General features: G+C 69.0%; 5 protein-coding genes. All 5 read left to right on the top strand.

Going from position 1 to position 21,089, the window contains the following annotated elements; translation table 11 throughout:
- Position 1 precedes the first annotated feature (1 nt).
- The 5 genes from ACLQ23_RS28305 (at position 2) to ACLQ23_RS28285 (ending at position 20,627) form a co-directional block, all read left to right on the top strand.
- A complete protein-coding gene (locus ACLQ23_RS28305; protein WP_355593246.1) occupies positions 2–442 on the top strand; it encodes a hypothetical protein in 441 nt (146 codons plus the stop codon).
- A 626-nt stretch (positions 443–1,068) separates the two neighbouring features.
- Positions 1,069–11,088 (top strand): neuraminidase-like domain-containing protein, encoded by a 10,020-nt coding sequence (locus tag ACLQ23_RS28300; protein WP_355628145.1) that lies wholly within the window; start codon positions 1,069–1,071, stop codon positions 11,086–11,088.
- A gap of 2 nt (positions 11,089–11,090) precedes the next feature.
- Positions 11,091–12,047, top strand: a complete 957-nt coding sequence (locus ACLQ23_RS28295; RefSeq protein WP_355593242.1) for a hypothetical protein — start codon at positions 11,091–11,093, stop codon at positions 12,045–12,047.
- Entirely contained in the window at positions 12,044–13,039 is a 996-nt protein-coding gene (locus ACLQ23_RS28290; RefSeq protein WP_355593240.1) for a methyltransferase domain-containing protein, read from the top strand. The genes ACLQ23_RS28295 and ACLQ23_RS28290 overlap by 4 nt, the downstream gene beginning before the upstream one ends.
- Positions 13,029–20,627: a SpvB/TcaC N-terminal domain-containing protein gene (locus tag ACLQ23_RS28285; RefSeq protein ID WP_425881362.1), complete on the top strand. Its 7,599-nt coding sequence runs from the start codon at positions 13,029–13,031 to the stop codon at positions 20,625–20,627. The genes ACLQ23_RS28290 and ACLQ23_RS28285 overlap by 11 nt, the downstream gene beginning before the upstream one ends.
- The last annotated feature ends 462 nt before the right edge of the window (positions 20,628–21,089 follow it).

Raw genomic sequence — 21,089 nt, 5'->3', positions numbered from 1 at the left:
CATGGCGGCGCTGGTCGAGCACACCGAGCTGTACGTCGATGTCGACTATCGACTGTTCGCGATGATCGACGACAGCAACGACCGGCGCAACGTGCCGCCCCCACCCCACGAGCTCGATCAATGGGTCAGCTCGACGCCGGGCTACGTGCTCGTCGAGAACATCGACGACGCCGTGGTGCTGGGTAGCGACACCCGGCTGGAAACCTGGGACGGGCCGGCCGACTTCGACCCGGCCGACTGGGACCGCAGCCACGTCCTCGATGTGGTCTTCGAGTCGGGCATCCTCGGGTTCTCCAGCGGCACGGCCGGCGGCATCGCCGACGCCTACCGCCTTCCGCCGGGCCGCCGATGGAGCGTACGGCTGGCCTGGCGCACCGAGGCGCCACCCGCTCCGGACGAACTGCCGACCGCGTCGGTCCTCATCCAGTTCAGCCCGGCCTGAGCCGCCGGGGCCGACACTTCGCGGTCGGGCGTGTCTGTCACCGTGTGCGGCAACACCCACGGCGACGCTGACTCTCGGCGCTGCTCAGCGCTCAAAGTGGGCAGGCACCCACCGGCTGCGGGCGGCGACCCTGGTCACGGCGATCCGGCGGCGCACAATCAGCGCCGGGACGCCGCCCCCGGCCAAGGCCAGAATGCTGCCCGTCGGCACGGGGTTCCGGCAGGCGCGCGACGTACCGGCCGACATGAAGGACTCGCGCGAACTCTCCCAGCCGCCTCGCGACCGAGCACTTCGCCTCTGGCACGCCTCGGCACATGCCTGACGGCCTGACAAGCCGGATTCTCGGAGACTCCTCGACCAACGCCGGACCTACACCCGTCCTACTACGACCCGTCCAGCCTTGCGTTCCTTGCCCCCGACAAGCGCGTTCCAGTCGAACACCGTCGCGTCGGCCAGACCAATGAACCTTGATATCGGCCCTCATGCGGAGTCGACGAGCCCGAGCGGCGGCAATGCACGATCGGAGGCCACGAACGATCGGCATGTCGACGGCGATTGCCACGTGCGAGCGTTCCATCACTGAGTAGCATCAATCCGACTCGGAGCGTCCACCGGGGGGAGCTCGGATGTCGCTGTACGGCAAGAACCTTCGCCTCGGTGCCCGCGGTGACGACGTGGTCGAGCTGCACCGGCTGCTCGACAGCGCGGGCCATCCCGCACCACCTGACGAGGTTCGCGGTCAAATATTCGAACGTGGCACGCAGGAAGCCGTCACAGAGTTTCAGCGCCGGCACGAACTCGGGGCCAGCGGTGTCGTCGACGATCGCACCGTGGCGGCCCTTGAGGGCCGTGACCCACCACCGGAGCGTCCGCGCCGCGTGGTTCGCGGCCAGGTGATGTATCGGCGCGGGTTGGCCATCTCCGGCGTCCATCTCGTGGCCCTGCACCGCGGCCTGCGCGACGACGTGCCGCTCGGCTCGGCGGTCACCGACGAGCGCGGCGAGTTCGTCATCGAGTACGACCCCGCCGACATCGGCCGCGACCAGGTCGACCTGCAGGTACGTGCGTTCGCAGGTGCGGACGAGGCCAGCGACGGCAGCGCCGAGTCGTCCCTGGCACAGTCGCGCATCTTCTACGCGGCCCAACCTATCGAAAAGGTTCGCATCCGGGTGAACGGCGGCCCGGAGACTCGCTGGTCCGAATACCAGCAAGCCGTCACGGAGCTCGACCGTCACCTCGACGGGCTCAGCATCGCCGACCTCGATGAGAAGAAAGGGATCCACGACCTGTCGCTGCTGGCCGGCAAGACCAACCAGCCGATGCGACGGCTCGCCGATCTGGTCGTGGCCCACCGACTCTCCGAGACCACTGGCGTCGCGCCCGAGGCGTTGTACGGGCTGGTCCGGCGGGGCGTGGCCACCGACCTCGCGTCGCTCGCCAGCCAGAGTGACGACCGGTTGCAGGCTGCCATGCAATCCGCCTCCGACCGCGGACTGGTGCCAGCCCGCGCCGTCGAGGACGTGGCGTCCGTGGCATCCGACATCCGCGCCGCCGCGATCAAGGTGCTCGCCGAGAGCCCGGACGCGTTGGGCGGGTTGCTGCATTCCCTCGACGGCATCACCGCACGAACGGCATACGTGGAAAAGCTCGTTCAACACGACGCGGTGTGGACCGAACCGGGCGATGACGGTGAGCTTCCGCATCTGTGGGAGACGGTGGCCGCGGATCCGCTGCTCGCCGAGCAGGTGCCCCGGCTGCAACTCAACATGCAGCTCGCCGCGCTCACCGGTGAACACGCCCCGCTCGTCGACACGCTGGCGAGCCGGCTCGACGGCGTCAAGGCGCTGTCGGCGTACTCGGTTGGCGACTTCGAGTCCTTGATCAGCGAGCTTCCCGACAACGACAGGGTGCCACCGGAGATCGACGCCGCGGTTGTCGCCGCGCTGCCGCACGGCACCCCACCGGAAGAGATCGAAAAGGCCAAGATCAGGACGTACGCCACGACGTTACGCGCCGTCGTGGCCGAGACCATGCCCACAGAAGTGCTGGCCAACACACTGTTGGCCGACGACGCGACGACAGGCGACGCGAGGACCTTCTGGCGCAACGTGCTTCGCGACGACACGACGTTCGACCTGCGCACGGGCATCGACCCCGCCCAACTCGACGAAGCGCTGTTCGACGACGTCGCTGATCGCGCCGCACTCGTCGACGAGGTCGCCACCGTCAAGCGGCTGTTCAATGTCACAAAGGATCCCGCGCACATGAAGGTGCTGCGCGACGCGGGCCTGGATTCGGCGACGGCGATCGCGCGGTTGGGCGCCTCGACGTTCATCGGCCGGTACGGCGAGGCGCTCGGCGGGCCGACACCGGCGTTGAACTACCTTACGAGAGCGGTAAACATCTCGGCGACCAGTGCAGCCATCTATTCGGCGTTCGCTCCCGAACTGAACGACACCCCGATGTACGTGCTGCCAGCGTACGACTACGAGGGCCGGGCCAATCTGGAGACGCTGTTCGGCTCCGCGGGCTACTGCGAGTGCGGGGACTGCAATTCGATTCTCAGCCCCGCCGCCTACCTGGCCGAGCTGCTCGGTTGGCTGGCCGATCGGCACCTGCCCGGCGGAGGCACCGCGCTCGACGTGCTCTACCGTCGCCGCCCGGACATCGGCGAGATCGAGTTGTCCTGCGCGAACACCAACACCACGCTGCCTCACCTCGACCTCACCCTGGAACTGCTCGAGAACCTCGTCGCCCCCATCGCCGACATCACTGTCGACGCCGCCGAAGCCGCTGAGCTCGATGCGCGCACCATCTCGGCCGCCCTGCGGGACGCGTTCGCCGCCGCGGGCGTACCGCTCGCCGAGGACCACGCGTGCTACGTCGTCACGCCCGACGAGCATTGGTTCCTCACCGACCATCGCGTGCTGTGGGTGCTGCGTCGCAGCTCACCGACGGAGCTCACCGCCCGGTTCGGCAGCTGTCAGACCGCAGGTACCGCGGTAGAACTCGCCGCCGAACCTGAACACCGCAACGCCAGGGCCTACGACGCGCTGCGCACCGCCGTCTACCCCGTCTCGGCGCCGCTCGACCTGTGGACCGAGGAGGTGCGCACCTACGTGGGGCACCTACTCGACGATCCCGACGCCCCCGCCACCCACCGCCGTGACCTGATGGTCGCGTTGGCCTCCCCCGCCGACGACCCGTACACCGATGTCGACATCGCATGCGAGTCGCTGGGCGTCACCGTCGGGCAACACACGCTCATGACCGGCCGTTCCGCGACTCCGTGGAGTGATTTCGGGCTCGCCGAGAACGGCAACCCCGTCGCGGTGTACGACGCGGTCGCCGAGGCGATGGCGACCGTCAACCTCACGTGGACCGAGGCGCTGCGCTGGGTCGCACAGGTGCTGCACCGGTTCGACGTCGACTACCCCGACCTGCTCGGCCTGCTGTCCAGTGAGTTCGTCGATCCCGACGACACCATCCGCATCCAGTCCGCCGACCCGCAGGACCCGGCGACCTGCGACGTCGCCAAGCTCGTCATTGTCGACTTCGACGCGGCGGCCGCCGACCGGATGCGCAGGTTCGTGCGGTTGCGTCGGGCGCTGGGCTGGACCACCCGAGAGTGCGACGACCTCATCGCCGCGCTGCGCTCCGATCTCGCCGACGTCAACGACCGGATCGACGACAAACTGCTGGTCGCACTGTCCTGCGCGGCCCGCCTGCACCAGCGGCTCGGCATCACCCCCGCCGAACTGCCCGCGCTGTGGGCGACGCTGCGCGCCGACCGGCCCGACGAGCTCTACTTCAAGCTGTTCGGCAACCCCGAAGTGATGCGGCCCAGCGACCCGGCCTTCGCCGTGGCCGAGGACGCGGGCGGTGCCATGGAGATCGCGTTGCTCGCGCTCGATCCCGCGCAGGCCGTGATCACCGCACATACGTCGGCCATCATGAGCGCTCTCAATCTGACCGCCGGTGAACTCGATACGTTGACGCGCACGCTGACCGACGGGCGCCTCACTCTCGCGAATCTGTCGGCGCTGTACCGCTTCAGTCGGCTGGCCCGCGCGCTGACCATGCCGGTCGACGAGCTGTTGGCGCTACGGGGCTGTGCCGCCGACGTGTTCCCGTCGGGAGTGGCCGGCCCGGCCGCCACCGAACGGTTCGTCGACCTCGTCACCGACATACGCGAGAGCGGGCTCACCGTCCCCGAGGTGGACTACCTGCTCTTTCACCAGACGACGACGCCCGGCCAGGCGATGGGCCCGTCGGAGGAGGAGCTGGCCGTACGCCTGGGTGAGACACGCGACGCCCTGCGCGACGTCGCGGCCGGCACCGAGATCGCCGGCCAGGTTCCGGCGGAGGCACTGCGGCGGTGGATGGCCCAACTGCGGTGGTCCACCCCGCTCATCGACGACGTGCTGGCCGTACTCGATGACACAGCGACGTTCGACGCGCCGTTGCCGGCCCCGCCGAACGACCTGGTTGTCCCGGCGGCGCTGCGGCCCCGCGTCACCGCCACCGACGGCCGGCTTCGGGTGCGGGGCGTGCTGACCACCGCCCAACGTGGCGCGCTGCTGAGCGCGCACACCGACGCCGCCTACCGGGCGGCCGTACACGCCGCCTACGACGCGCCGCGGACCGTCCTCTCGCGCAGCCTGAAAACGTGGCAGTGGCCCCCGTTGAGGGCCGGCCTGCCGGCGCTACCCGCCGACCTGGTGCTCCCCCCGGAGCTGCGCACCCGCATCCACCACGACGGACCCGCCGGCGAAATCGTCAGCGACGGCCCGCTCACGACCGACGAACGGACCCGGCTCGCCTCCCTGTCCGTCGATGCCTCGTGGCGCACCGCACTCGACGCGCTGGCCACCGCCGCCACCGCGTACGCGCCTGCCAACGAGCGCCGCCTGTTCGACGTCGCGGCGGTGAACGCGTTGCTCGACACCGCGGGCGACGCTCGGATAGCCGCGGTCGCAGCCGGTGTCGCGACGCATCTGCGCGCCGAGCTGAGCCACCGCGTGATCGTGTCCGACTGCTCGGAGCAGTTGGGCGTACCGATCGCACTCGTCGACGACCTGCTCACACACCGGCTCGTGTCGGCGGACGACCCGGCGCGACCGGCGCTTGCGGATTTCCTCGCCCCGTCGTTCGCCACCAGCCACCAGGACGTGCCGCTGACCGCGGTGAGCTTCGAGGCGCAGTTCCGCACCTATGTGCGGATGGCCAAGCTCGCACGCCTGGTGACCCGAATGGGTTGGACCACGACCGAACTCTCCTGGCTGGCCGACTACGGCGCCACCGTCGCGCCACGACCGATTCCCTGGCAACCCGCCTCGCAGGCGCCGTGGTGGCAGCCCGCGACGCTGCCGGTGACCCCGACGCCGCGCGACCCGGTGCCGCTGGCCGCGTTGCTGCGGGTGCTGCGGCTCAGCCGATGCGCCGCCAATCTCGGTCGGCCCGTTGTCTCCGCCCTGCTGGCGTCGGCACGCCAACCCGGCGCCACACTTGACGATCTCACCGCGGCCATCGCGACAGCGGCCTCCCGTGACAACCTCCGGGTCTCGGCCGCGGACCTGTCGACGCTGGCCACCACCACCGGCCTCACCGTCGCCGACTTCGCCGACGAAACGGGCCCTGCGGCGCAGCTGCGCGTCATCGGACTCGTCCGCCGCACCGGGGCGTCCGCCGCGCAGCTGGCTCAGTTCGCCGCCGTAGAGTGCGACGAGCGTGCCGCACGATCAGCGCGCGAAGTGGTGAAGGCACGCTACGACGACGCCCGCTGGCGCGAGGTGGCCGCGCCGCTCCGCGACGTGATGCGCCGCGCCCAGCGGGACGCTCTGTTGGAGTACGTGCTGGCCGACCCAGCCTCGGCGTGGCCGGCCCTGCACACCGAATCGGAGCTCTACCGCCACCTGCTTCAGGACAGCCGCACCGAGCCGATCGTCACGACGTCACGCATCAAACAGGCCATCGCGTCGGTTCAGCTGTTCGTGCAGAGCGCCACGATGAACCTGGTTGCCGGCATCGAGGTCGACGACGCCCTGGACCCGGGCTGGCGGGACTGGGCGTGGATGAAGAACTACCGCGTGTGGGAGGCCAACCGCAAGGTGTTCTGCTTCCCCGAGAATTGGATGGAACCGACGCTGCGCGACGACAAGACACCTCTGTTCGGCGAGCTCGAGTCCGCGTTGATGCGCGACGACGTCACCGCCGAGCTGGTCGACGACGCGTTCAGCGTGTACCTCGAGCGACTCGACGAACTCGCCCGACTGGAGATCCTCGGCCTCTACGAGGTCGACGCCGCCCCCGGTAACCCCGCCACTCTCTACGCCGTCGGCCGTACCCGCGGACTGACCCCGAAGTACTTTTGGCGCACCAGAATCGACTACGCCGAGTGGACACCATGGAGGGCCATCGACGCCGACATCAGTGAGCGTCAGGTGCTGCCGGTGGTATGGAACGGCCGGCTGTACGTGTTCTGGCCGATCTTCGCCGACATCACGCCACAGCAGGAGCCCGGCGACAAACCCACGCTGCCGGCGGGCCGCCGTTACGACATCTCGTTGGCCTACACCTACTTCCACCGCAACAAGTGGCAGCCCAAGCAGGTCACCGAAGTGTCGGTGCAGACGCAGCTCGTACCGGTCAACGATCATCCTGAGACCGTCAAGCAGAAGTTGGTCCTGCGGGCCGTCGTCGGGTCGCCCGATCTGTGGATCTGGCCCGAGTGGGACAACCCCGCCGTCAACGTCTCCACCGTGAATCCCGGTTACACGCCCGCGAACCCCGGTTACAACGCCCTGTACGCGTCAGTCTCGGGATTCCACTTCACCGGACGTAGCCGTCAGGTGGAGACCTACGGGCAGAGCATCGCGGGCATCTTCGAACCCACGGGCACGGTCCCGGCCGGGATGCTGTTCGCCCAGAAGGGCAACAATCGACTCAACCTGCCCGCGACGCTCGACTGGCGCACCGAGGCCATGGCGCTCGGCAGGTCGCCCAGCCCTTTCACGCTGGCGTACGCCCATCAGGATCAGTTCATCAGCGGCGCACGGACGTTCGTCTATCAGGACGGCCAGCGGTGCTTCGTCGTCGATCCCTCCACCGGCATCGACTGGGGCTGGTTCTTGGCCGACAAGGACAAGATCGACCCGTCCGTGGTGGGCAAGCTCAAGGCCAAGTACTACACCGACGTCACCACGTACATGCCCGAATTCGTGGTGCACCCCGACCCGGTGATCGACGTGGCCGCCGTGCACGGCACCACCGATCCGCTTCAGCTGGCGAAGCTGACCTCCACCACCGATGTCGCGATTCGTCCCAAGCGAGCCCTGGCGCGGCGCAGCCTCTTCCAGGTCGGCGACCAACGTCAATTCGTGTCGAAGGCCGACAAGTCGATGCTGAAGATCTCCGACTACGTGAGCCGCGACCGCATCGTCGCCGAGCTGGGCCCCGTACTGGTCTCCAAGCAGGCCCGGCGTTACCTCTTCAGCACCGCGTTCCACCCGTACGTCGGCGACTTCCAGAGCGACCTCGCCGCCGGCGGCGTCGAGCGGCTGGTCACCCGGGCAGGGCAGTCGCGGGCCGCGGACACGTTCGCGGCTACGTACAAACCCGAACGTCTCGTCAGCGAGCCGTATCCGGTCGAGGAGGTCGATTTCGCGCCCACCGGCTTCTTCCAGCAGTACAACTGGGAGCTGTTCTTCCACGCGCCGGTGCTGATCGCCACACGGCTGTCGGCGAACCGGCGCTTCGAGGAGGCGCAGCGGTGGTTCCACCTCGTGTTCGACCCCACTGACACGTCGAGACAACAGGTCCCGGCGCGCTTCTGGCGCACCAAGCCGTTGTTCGACGCGTCGGTGGACGGCGTCGCACCCCAACGGTTGTCGGACATCATCAACGCGCTCGCGGCCGGTACCGCCGACGCTGGGCTGTTGCGCCAGGTCGCGACCTGGCGGGCCAGCCCGTTCAATCCGTACGCGATCGGCCGGATGCGGGTGGTGGCGTTCCAGAAGATGGTCGTGATGGCCTACCTGGACAACCTCATCGCGTGGGGCGACCAGCTTTTTCGACAGGACACCATCGAGTCGATCAACTACGCCGCCAACCTCTACACCCTGGCCGGTGACATCCTCGGTGAACGGCCGACGGCCATCCCGCAACGTGTTCGGCCCCAGATTCGTACCGCCGTCAGCCTCGACCCGCAGTTGGAACGGCTGTCGAACACGATGGTGGCGATCGAGCAGCGCATCGGTTCGACAGCGCCGGACACCGTCGTCGTCGACCCAGACGCACCGCCGTTGTCCTGGCCGAGCGTCACCTACTTCGGAGTCCCCAGGAACGACAAGCTGTTCGGCTACTGGGACACCGTCGCCGACCGGCAGTTCAAGATCCGCAACTCCATGAGCATCGAAGGCGTGGTTCGCCAACTGCCGCTGTTCGAACCACCCATCGACCCCGCACTGCTGGTGCGCGCACGGGCGGCAGGGCTCGACATCGCGTCGGTGCTCTCCGAGGTGACCGCCGCACCGCCCACCTACCGGTTCCACACCCTGGTGGCCCAGGCGCTCGCGTTGGCCGACGACGTCCGCAATCTCGGTGGCGCCCTGCTGACCGCCATGGAGAAGCGCGACGCCGAAGCGCTGGCGATGTTGCGCGCCACCCACGAGACCGAACTGGCCGACGCGATCGAGGAGATCAGGCAGAAGCAGGAGGCTGAGGCCCGTCGACAGGTGGAGGTGCTGCGTGCGCAACGCGGCACGCTTGTCAGCCGCTACCAGCACTACCAGCAGCTGCTCGGGGTCACCACGGTAACCGTGCCACCGGAGGACATGCCGATCGCACCGGTCGCCGCGTCGGCGAGCGCCAACATCCCCAGTTCCGAAGGCGTGAAGCTGCTCAGCCATGACAAGGCCGAACTCGGCAGCCTCGAAAAGAGCCGCGACAGCCAGACCGCAGGGGCGGTGGCGCAGGGCTCCGGCAGCATCCTGTCGGTCCTTCCGACGTTCTCGTTCTCCGCCAAGCCGTGGGGCATCGGCGTCGGATCGTCGTGGGGCGGAGGCAATCTGGCGGCCGCCGCGAACGCCATCGGCGCCGTGTTCAACGCGAACGCCGCCAGCTCGGGCTTCGACGCCAGCAAGTCCAGCCGACTGGCCCAGGCGGTGGTACGCGAGCACGACTGGGTGCTTCAGCACAATCAGGCCGCCTCGGAGATCATGTCGACGGACAGGCAGCGGCTGGCGGCGGAGCTCCGGTTGGACGCGGCCACCAAGGAACTGAGCAATCACCGGATCGCCATGGGCCAGGCACGCCAGATGCAGGAGCACCTCGCCGGCAAGTACACCAACACCGAGTTGTACGACTGGATGTCGGCGCAGCTCAGCACGCTCTACTTCCAGAGCTATCAGGTGGCCTACGACACCGCCAAACGTGCCGAGCGGGCGATGCAGCGCGAACTGGGCACCGGGGCCACGCAGTACGTGCAGTTCGGCTACTGGGACAGCACCCGCAAGGGGCTGCTGGCGGGTGAACGCCTACACGCCGCCGTCACCCGCATGCAGGCCGATTATCTGCAACGCAACCGCCGCACGTACGAGCTGACCAAGCACGTCTCACTCGCCAACGTCAATCCGGCCGCACTCATCGAACTCCGCGAGACGGGAACCTGCACCGTCACGCTGCCCGAAGCGCTGTTCGACCTCGACCGGCCCGGTGACTATTGCCGTCGCATCAAGATGGTCAGCCTGAGCCTGCCCTGCGCGACTGGCCCCTACACCGGCGTCAACTGCACTGTGACGTTGCTGTCGAGCATGATCCGCACGGCTGCGACACCGGTCAAGCCGTACCGGAGCAGCGGAGTCGACGATCCACGCTTCACGTACGTCTCCCCCGTCGAGTCGGTGGTCACGAGCTCCGGCCGCGACGACTCCGGCATGTTCCAACCAGACCTGCGCGACGAGCGCTTCCTGCCGTTCGAGGGTGCCGGCGTGGTCGGCACGTGGCGCCTCGAACTGCCCGCCGAGTACCGGCAGTTCGACTACCAGACCATCTCCGATGCCGTGCTCACCGTCCGGTACACGGCGCTCGACGGGGGTCCGCAGCTCCGCGACGCCGCTCAGGCCGACCTCCGGGACGCACTGCTGTCCATGGAGGTCGGCGACGGCCGGAGCGGGTTGTACCGACTGCTGTCGGGCAGGCACGACTACTCCGACGAGTGGTACAGGATGTACTACCCGGCGGGCGACGCACCGACCCCGAGCACGTTCCGCGCGACGATCGGGGCGCAGCGTTTCCCGGTCACGTACGCCACGGCCGCGTTGGCGGTCGAGCGGCTGGCGGTGGTCGTGCGCTGCCTCGACTACGACACCGCCGACGACTTCACGATTAGAGTCACGAGACCCGACGGGCGAACCGACCAGCAGACCGTCCGCATCGTCGACACCGACCTCGGCGGCCTCCCCGTCGCCGTCTTCGAGTTCGACGGCGGGGGCGTGAAGATCGAGGACACGACGCCGTGGAACATCGAGTTCACCGCCCTGCCGAGTGCTCTGGGGCAGCAGGTCCAGGTCGGTGCGCAGCAGATAACCCGGCTCAGGCCCGACGCCCTCGACGACGTCGGCCTGCTCTTCGAGTACCGGTTCTGACCGTGGGCATCGACACCGCGCAGTCGCCCGTCGCCGGGACCACTGACGTCGAGGTGGCCGCGCGGCTGTGCGCGATCATGGCCCGCCTCGGCGGCACCGGCCCCCGCCCGGGGGCGCACGCCCAGATCCGCCGGCTGACCACTGCGGCGTTTCCGCGTCCGCTGGGCGATGCCGCCTACCGCACCAACGCGCTCAACCCCGGCGGTACGCCCGTCGAGGTGTCCTTCTCGGAGCAGACCCCGCTGGCGCTGCGCTTCGACCTCGTACGAGGCCACCCGGATACCGCCCTGGCAGACCGGCGGGCCGACGCCCTGCGGCTGGCCGACGTTCCCGTGTCGACAGCGAGACGGTGGGCGCCATACTTCGCAGACGATCGGTTCGGCGGGTTCGTCTCCGCCGTAATCGGCGCCGACGGTACGGCGGCCAAGGCCTATCTCGAAGTTCGGCGCAGTCGTGACGTGCTCGCAGCGCTGGGTTCCCGCCAGGGCCTTCACGAAAGCCTTCTGGACGCGGTCCCCGGCCTGGAGCCACACTTCGTCGCGCTCGACGGCGCCCGGTTCGCGGCGAATCCGCGAATGTACTACGAATGCCGCAACGGCATCGCGCTGTCGACGCTTGTCGACTGGGCGGCCGGCCACGGGCTCACCCGGCATGCGCTGGCCGCGGCACACGTCGCGCGCCGGCTGACCGGGAGGCTCATCCTGCCCGAGGCCGGAGTGCTGCTCGCACTGGATACGACGAGCGACTCCGTCGAGCTCAAGCTCGAGCTGACCGGCGGCGTGCTGGACGGCGACCCGCTGGCCGCGATCCGCGCGGTGCTGGTGGAGCGACCGCACGCAGAGCGGGCCTTCCGCGACTGGTGCGACGCGGTCGACCAACCCGTGCGACCCACGATGGTCAGCGTGCGAATCTGCGCCGACGGTCCCCTGCTGAGCGTCTACGCCGGGCTGGCGCCATGACGATACCGCCCGACGCCGACTACGACACCGCCGTGACACTGGCGGGCGACGCGGCGCGCGTCCTCTACGAGGCTGGGGCGAAACGCGTGTGGCTCGCCGGGTCGCTGGCCCACGCTCAGCACTGGGATGCGCGGTCCGACATCGACTTCGGCACGATCGGATTGCCGCGCGTCCAGTTGCCCGACGCGGTGGCCCGACTACGGCGTCGGCTGGGTCGTCATGTCGACGTGATCCCGATCGAGGACGCCCCCAGCTTCATCCGCAACCAGATCCTGCTCGAAATGCTGCCGGTGGGGTCCGACGGCCGGGTGGAGCCTCGCAACGGCCCTGCGCCCCCCTACCCCGTCGCCACGTTGACCGGCCCCCCTTATCCGAAGGGCCTGCACCAGCAACGCCATGCCGTCGCATCCGACATGCTGAACCGGCGCGGGGTGCGCAAGGCCCTCGACGTCGGATGCGCCCAGGGCGAGTTCGAGCTCGCGGCGTTGCGGCGGTGGCCGCAGAAGGCCATCGAGTTCCACGGCATCGACCCGGACACCGACGCCGTACGCTCCGGACTCGAACAACTCGACCGCGAACTGGACGATCGACTCCGCCCCCGGGCCCGGCTGGACGTCGCCGAGATCGCCGACCTTCCGCACCTGTGGGCCGACCACGACGCGGTGGTGGCCATCGAGGTCATCGAGCACCTCGACGAGCCCACCCTGGAGTTGTTCGCGCGCCTGGTGTTCCGCGAACTGTCCCCACCGACGATCGTGCTGACCACCCCCAACGTCGAGTACAACGTCCTGTTCCCCGAGGACGACCACACCGGTCAGCCCCGCGTCCGCCACCCCGGGCACCACTTCGAATGGACCCGGTCGGAGATGCGCCGCTGGATCGCCGGGCACGCCGCCCCCGCCGGGTACCGTGCCGCCCTGCGCGGCATCGGGGAGGCCCACCCGGCGTACGGCCCGCCGACACAGATGTGGGTGCTCTCGCATGACAGCTGACGCCGGTCTGCCGGCCCCCTCCGCCTCGTCGGTTGCCCCCGCGTTCACACCGCCGGCGCTACCGAAGGGCGGCGGCGCGGTCCGCGCTATGGGCGACAAGTTCACCGTGGCGCCCGCGACCGGGACAGGTTCCACCTCGATACCCGTCCGGATTCCACCGGGCCGGGCCGGTTTCGCGCCCCAGCTCGCGCTGACGTACGACTCGGCTGCCGGCAACGGACCATTCGGCCTCGGCTGGAGCCTTCCCGTGGCGTCGATCACCCGCCGCACCGACAAGGGCGTACCCACCTACCGCGACGACGTGGACGCCGACGTCTTCATCCTCTCCGGTGCCGAGGATCTGGTGCCGGTACCCGGACCGCGCGGCCAGCGCGACGATCTGGACAGCGCACCCGGGTATGCGATCCGCCGCTACCGTCCGCGCATCGACGGGCTGTACGCGCGCATCGAACGCTGGACACGCACCACCGACGGCGACGTCCACTGGCGCTCGCTCAGTTCGACAAACGTGCTCAGCGTCTACGGCCGGGACCACGGATCCCGCGTGGTCGACGCCGCCAGCTCGCGCCGGGTGTTCAGCTGGCTGCTCACCGAGACCCGTGACGACCGCGGAAACGGCATCGTCTACGAGTACGTGGCGGAGAACGGTGACGGGATCGACCTCACCCGACCGTGCGAGATCGGCCGCGGGGAGCGCCACGCGCCGGGGCGGGCGACAAACCGCTATCTCAAGTCGATCCGGTACGGCAACCGCACCCCGCTGCTCGACGACGACGGCCGCCGGCCCCGCTTCCTCGCCGACCTGGCAGCGGCACCGGACCCGGGCTGGATGTTCGAGGTGGTGCTCGACTACGGCGAACACCACAGTGACGCGCCCACGCCGGGCTCGGTCCGGGACTGGGACCTGCGGCACGACCAGTTCTCCAGCTACCGGAGCGGCTTCGAGGTACGCACGCTGCGCCGGTGTGCACGCATCATCACCTTCCACCACGTGCCGGACTCCGTCGCCGGTCACCTCGGCTACGACGGTCCAGTGTCGTCGATGGACCTCGGATACGGCGTGGCCGAGTCGGCGACGTACAGCCAGTTGCGCACGATCACCCACCGCGGTTACCGCAGGGACGGCGGAGCGATCACCAGCCGGGCGCTTCCTTCCGTACGGTTCGACTACAGCCCCGCCACCGTCGGCCGGACGACGCACACGGTCGACGTCGACGAACTCTCGTCCGGTGACGACCCGCGCTGGGTCGATCTCCACGGCGAGGGCATCCCGGGGCTGCTCGTCGAACGCCACGGTTCCTGGTCGTATCGCCGCAACACCAGCCCGCTGTCCGGGGCCGCCGCGTTCAGCCGGGCCGAACCGGTCGCGCTCCGACCAAACGCCGACAGCACCGACGGCGCCCACTTCGTCGACCTGGCCGGCGACGGCACACTCGATGTCGTCATCTTCGACGGCCCGACACCGGGACTGCACGAGCACGACGATGGCGAGAGTTGGCGACCCTTCCGGCCGCTGGCGTCACGGCTCAGCGCCAACGTCCAAGCACCGAACGCCCATTGGGCGGACCTGACCGGCGACGGCTGCGCAGACGTGGTGTTCGTCGAGGACGCCGTCTTCGTCTGGCATCCCTCGCTGGCCGAGGCGGGCTTCGGGCCAGGCATCCGGATACCCCGGCCCGACATCGACCAGAGAGGCCCTCAGCTGGTCTTCAGCGATCCCACCCAAGCGGTCTACTTCGCGGACCTCGGTGGCGACGGGCTGCCCGACCTCGTTCAGGTTCGCAATGGATCCGTCTGCTACTGGCCGAATCTTGGACACGGCCGGTTCGGCACCAAGGTCGTCATGGACGGCTTGAGGGCCTTCGATCACCCGGATCGGTTCGATCCGAACCTTCTCCAGCTCGCCGACATCGACGGCTCGGGTACGACCGACCTCGTCTACCTGCACCCCGACGGCATCCAGCTGTATCTGAACCAGTGCGGCAACGGGTGGAGCGAACCGACGTCCATCGACGCCTTCCCCACCATCGTCGACCCGTCCGCGGTCATGGTCACCGACCTGCTCGGCAACGGCACCGCCTGCCTGGTGTGGATGCCCTCGGCGGTCGACGTCGACCCGCAGCGGCTGCGCTACCTCCAGCTGACCGGGGACCGAAAGCCGCACCTGTTGGTCCGGATGGACAACAACCAGGGCGTCGAGACGCACATTCGCTACACCCCGTCGAACACGTTCAGCGCCCGGGACGCACGCGATGGACGACCGTGGTCGACGAAACTTCCCTACCCCGTGCACGTCGTCGAGCGCGTCGACACCGTCGACCGGGTGAGCCGCAACCGCTTCACAACCCGCTACGCCTACCACCACGGCTACTTCGACGGCGAGGAGCGCGAGTTCCGCGGTTTCGGCCTCGTCGACCAGTGGGACACCGGGGAGTTGGCGGCCCTCAACGCCACCGGCGCACTCGACGAGCACTTCGAGAACGAGGATCCGGCGACGAACGTCGCACCGGTGATGACCCGCACCTGGTTCGACCTCGGCACGTCCACGGAGTACCTACCGCCGGGGGCGCTGGAGGCTCCCCCGCTGCCGACCGCTGTGGACGGGCGCGAGGAGGCCGAGGCACGCCGGGCGCGCAAGGGCGCCGTGCTGCGTCAGGAGGTGTACGGCTGCGACGGCAGCGCGGCGCAGGACTTCCCCTACGTCGTCGTCGAACACACGTTGACCGTGCGTCGGGTGCAGGCGCGCGGCACGAACCGTCACGCCGTTTTCACTGTGCATCCGTACGAGACAGTGGAACGGGCACTGGAACGCAACCCCGACGACCCCCGGGTCAAGCATTCGATCAACCTGGAGATCGACGAGTTCGGCGCCGTGCTCAAGTCGGTCGCGATCGCCTACGGCCGGCTACCGGCGGGGGCGGCTGCCCTGCCGGAGCAGGACGACAGGACGCGGCAGCGCACCGACCTGCTGACCTACACCGAGGCGGAGGTCACCAACCCGATCGCCGATCTCGACGCGCATCCCGATGATCACCGTGCTTCGATGCCCGCCCAGATGAGGACGTTCGAGCTCACCGGCTACCTCCCAACGGGCCGCAACTCCCGCTACCAGGCCTCGGATTTCGTCGACCGGGACTCCGGAGTGCCCGTGTTCGAATCGGAGCTCGACTACCAGCAGTCCCCGACACCGGGATCGCGACAGCGCCGACTTGTCGAATGGATCCGCGTCCGGTACCGCGCCGACGACCTGTCCGACCTGCTGGCCGTCGGCGGGCTCGACTCGCGTGCGTTTCCCGGGCAGACGTACCAGTTGGCGTTCACGCGCGGGTTGCTCGACGAGGTGCTGCGCCGCGGCGCGGACCCCCTGCTCCCCGATCCCGCCGCGGTGCTGTCCGACGCGAGCGGCTACGTCTCCGACGGCCCGGGCGGCACCCGGTGGTGGATACCCGGCTCGCGTACGTTCCTGTCTCCCAACGGTGCCGACACACCTGCCGCCGAACTGGCGTACGCGAAGGGGCACTTCTTCCTGCCGCACCGCATCCGCGACCCGTTCCACACCGCGGCGGTCAGCACCGAACACACGGCCCGCTACGACGAGCACGACCTGATGATCGTCGACACCAGCGACGCGGTCGGCAATCGCCTCACCGCGGACATCGACTACCGGGTACTGCAGCCCTGGCGGGTCACCGATCCGAACGGCAACGTCGGCGAGGCTGCGTTCGACGTCTTCGGCACGGTGAGCGCCACCGCTCTCGTCGGCAAGCCGGGTCAGCTGACCGGCGACTCCCTTGCGGGCATCAACCCGGATCTCTCACCCGACGAGGTCAGGGACTTCTTCGCCGACCCACGAGCTCACGCCGCAGGGCTGCTGGGGGCGGCGACGACGCGGCGGCTCTACGACCTCGCCGCGTACGCCGACTCCCGTGACCAGGAGTTCCCCAACCCCATCGCCGGCGCGGCGATCTCGCGTGAGATCCACGTCGCGGGGCTCACGCCCGGAGTCCCGTCCCCATCGCAGGTGGGGTTGTCGTATCTCGATGGTTTCGGACGGACGATCCAGCAGAAGCTCCAGGCCGAACCCGGGCCCGTGAGCGACGGCGCCCCCGACGGACCGCGGTGGAGTTGCACGGGGTGGACCGTGTACGACAACAAGGGTCGGCCCGTGCGCACGTACGAGCCGTTCTTCAGCGCCACTTCGGCCTTCGAGTTCGACGCGCGCATCGGGGTCAGTCCGGTCCTCTTCTACGACCCCCTGGGCCGGGTCGCGGCGACGCTGCACCCGGACCACACCTACGACAAGACGACCCTCACCGCGTGGACACAGGTGACGTGGGACCGCAACGACACGGTGCTCGACGATCCCCGTACCGACCCCGACATCGCCCACCTCGTCGCGGGATACTTCGCCGGCCTTCCAGCCGCCCCGCCGTGGCGAACATGGCACGACATCACCGTCGAGTCCGACCCGGGCACACCGCAGCGCGACGCCGCCGACAAGGCCGCGGCCCACGCGCGTACCCCGAAGACGGGTCACCTCGACCCGCTCGGACGGCCGTTTCTGACGATCACCGACAACGGACCTGACCCGTCGCGGCCGGACCGGCACCTCCTGCTCGCCAGCCGCGCGGTGCTGGACATCGAGGGCAACCAGCTCGCGCTTCGTGACGCGATCCGGCCGGCTGGCGACCCGTTGGGCCGCATCATGATGCGCTATGACTACGACCTCGCCGGGAGGATGATCCGCCAGCGCAGCGCGGACTCCGGCGCCCGCTGGACCATGGCGGACGCAGGCGGGCAGCCGCTGCGCTCGTGGGACGAGCGCGGGGTGGCGATGCGCACCGAGTACGACCCGATGCGACGGCCCGTGCGGACCTTCGCCGTCGGCGCGGATCCGGCCGACCCGGGCCGCGAGGTGCTCATCGCCCGCATGGTGTACGGAGAGCAGCACCCCGAAGCGGCGCAGCGCAATCTGCGCGGGGCGATGCACCTGCACCTCGACCAGGCCGGGACGATCTCGACCGAGCAGCGCGACGCGGGCAACAACCTGGTGCGGGTGACCAGGCGACTCACCGGCGGCACCCGGTACCGCTCGATCGTCGACTGGACCGATGTCGACGCCGACCACGCGGCTCTGCCCACCGCCGCCGACGCGCTCATCGACGTCGCCACGCTCGACGCCCGCCTCGCCTCGATGCTCGGTGACGAGGCCTGGACCACGTCGACCACGTACGACGCACTGAACCGTCCCGTGGTCGTCACTGCGCCGCACACGTCGGGGCGGCCACCCACCCTGGTCCGATCCCATTACGACGAGGGCAACGGTCTACAGTCGGTCGACGTCAACCTGCGCGCCGCGACCGATGCGCTGGGTGAACCAGTCTGGACGCCGCTGGTCAAGGCCACGCAGTACGACGCCCACGGGCGACGGGTACGCCTCGTGCGCGGCAACGACGTCAGCACCTTCTACAACTACGATCCGGCCAGCTCGCGGCTGGCAATACTACGTACGCTGCGCGACGGCGACCGGCTACAGGACTTCTCGTACGCCTACGACCCGGTAGGCAACGTCACCGCGATCCGCGACGGCGCCCAACAGGTGCTGTTCTTCGCCAACACGGTTGTCGGCCCGAGCTGCACCTACACCTACGACGCGCTCTACCGACTGGTCGAGGCCACCGGCCGCGAGCACCTCGGCCAGCACGGTCCCCTTCCGCACAGCAGCCACGACGCGCCCCGCGTCAGGCTGCCGCATCCCAACGACGGCGCCGCGATGGGCGGGTACACCGAACGCTACGTGTACGACGACGCAGGGAACATGCTGCGGATGACGCACACGGGCACGAATCCGGTGAATCCAGGCTGGACGCGGACGTTCGACTACGAGAAGCCGAACAACCGGCTCGACCGCAGCCGGGTGCTCGGAGGCGCGAACCCCGACGAGCCATGTGGCTACGACGCGCATGCCAACCTCACCACCATCACCGGCATCGGTGCTGGCGACGCCAACCTGCACTGGGACCTCTACGACCAGTTGCACCGCGCCGACCTCGGCGGTGGGGGCACCGTCTACTACGGTTACGACGCCGACGGCAACCGCGTGCGTAAGGTCTGGGAGAAACCGGGCGCCGTGAGCGAGGAGATTATCTATCTCGCGGGCTTTGAGATCCGCCGTACGCGCAGCGGCCCCCACCTCATCGAGCGCGAGATCGTCCGCGCCATGGACGGCACCCACTGCATCGCGGTGGTGGAAACCCGCACGGTCGACACCGCGGGCGTCGACGCCGGGCCCGCCCAGCTGATCCGTCACCAGCTTGCGAACTATCTGGGCTCGGCGACGCTGGAGCTCGACCAGACCGCGCGGATCGTGTCGTTCGAGGAGTACTCCCCGTACGGCGGCACGACCTTTCAGTCGGTGTCGAATCAGACGGAGACACCGAAGCGATACCGGTTCTGCGGACGCGAACGCGACGATGAGACGGGCTTCGTCTACATCGGCGCGCGCTACTACATCCCGTGGTTGTGCCGGTGGGCCAGCGCAGACCCGGCCGGACCCGCCGGCGGACTGAACGCCTTCCAGTACGCGGCGGCCAACCCGGTGGTGCTCATCGACGCCGACGGGCGCGTCCCCAGCCTGGCCGACGTCAACCGCAACCTCGAACGGGTGAACCGTTACGCGACGATCATGATGGGGCCGGGGGCCATCGCCCTCAAGGGGCTGTCCACCGGCGTGGCCGACGTCGCCGTCAGCTACATCACGAACGACGGCAAGGGCAACGCGAAGGCCGAGAAGCTCGCCGACGACGTCATCACCTCCAACATCCCGGGCGTCGGGCTGGTGAAGACGGTTGTCGAGGGCACCAAGGAGGTCGCCGAGCACATCGACGCCGCGCGGGAGGCCAACAAGCAGGGTAGTTCCCTGGAGGCCGCCGGCCACTACGTCGACGCGGGCCTAGCGGGTTTGGAGACGGCGACGGTCGTTGTCGGTGATCTGGTCACACTGGGAGAGGGCGGCAAGCTGCACTCCAAGGTGCTCGACCCCACGCGGGCGCCGAAGGTGATCAAGACACGACCGGCTGCGCCCCACACACCCGCAGTCAAGGAAGCCGCGCCCGTACCGCCGCCGAAGCAGGCGCCGCCCGTGCCCGCCGACTCGCCCGTGAACAAGCCGATGACCCAGGAGGCCAGGGCGACCTACATTCACGACCGCTACGGTGAGGCGGTCGTCGGAGGGCCGTTGAACGCCACGAAGTTCGAGGTCACCGCCAACACCAAGCTGGACTCCCGGATCGCCGACCACTACAACACGTCGACCGGCACGCTCTACGAGTTCAACACCACCCCGTGGAGCCAACTGCCCGCGGACAAGCTGAAAGAGAAGGTCGACTTCAAGGTCGCGCAGGTCGGCAAGGACGTGCAACTGCGGGCGGACCGCAAGATCCAGCAAGCTGTGTGGTACGGCACCGAGGCGCTGCCGACCAGCGGCGAGGGCAACCGGCTGCGGCAGGCGCTCATCGACGCGGGCATTCAATACCAGGTGGTGCCGCTCCCGCCGAACCTGGCCAACCTGCGTCCGCCGGTGTACTGAGGGGGTGCAGCAGACCCAAGGGCTCGGGTAGGTCGCGTCATGACGACACAACAATGCAACTGCCCGACACACGCCCTCGCTCCCGGGAACGGCCGTAGCGGCGCCGTGGGTGCCGGCAGTCCGGCGACCAGGGTCGCCACCGGCGGCCCCGGTCCCAGATCAGCTCCCGCAGATGCCGTATCCGTTGAGGCTCCACGAGCCGGCGAAGCCGTCGGCGTCCTCGTCCGCCCGCACCCGCGTGGTGTCTTCCCCCCGGTGATGTTGATCCCGGTCATCGGCACCCAACGCTGGTCGTGGAGCAGACCGTCGCTCTGCTGCACTGGCTTCGCCGCCTCCGGATCTGCTGGATGATCCGTGCCGACATGCACGAAGCGTTCCTCACCCTCGCCTGCGCCATCATCTGCTGGCGCCGGCTACAGCGCTCAAAGAGTTAGGAGCCTTTAGCTGCGAGAGCGTCGCTTA

Source organism: Micromonospora sp. DT41, assembly GCF_049841715.1.
GTDB classification, from domain to species: Bacteria; Actinomycetota; Actinomycetes; order Mycobacteriales; family Micromonosporaceae; genus Micromonospora; species Micromonospora profundi.
This window is presented reverse-complemented; position numbering and strand designations above follow the sequence as displayed.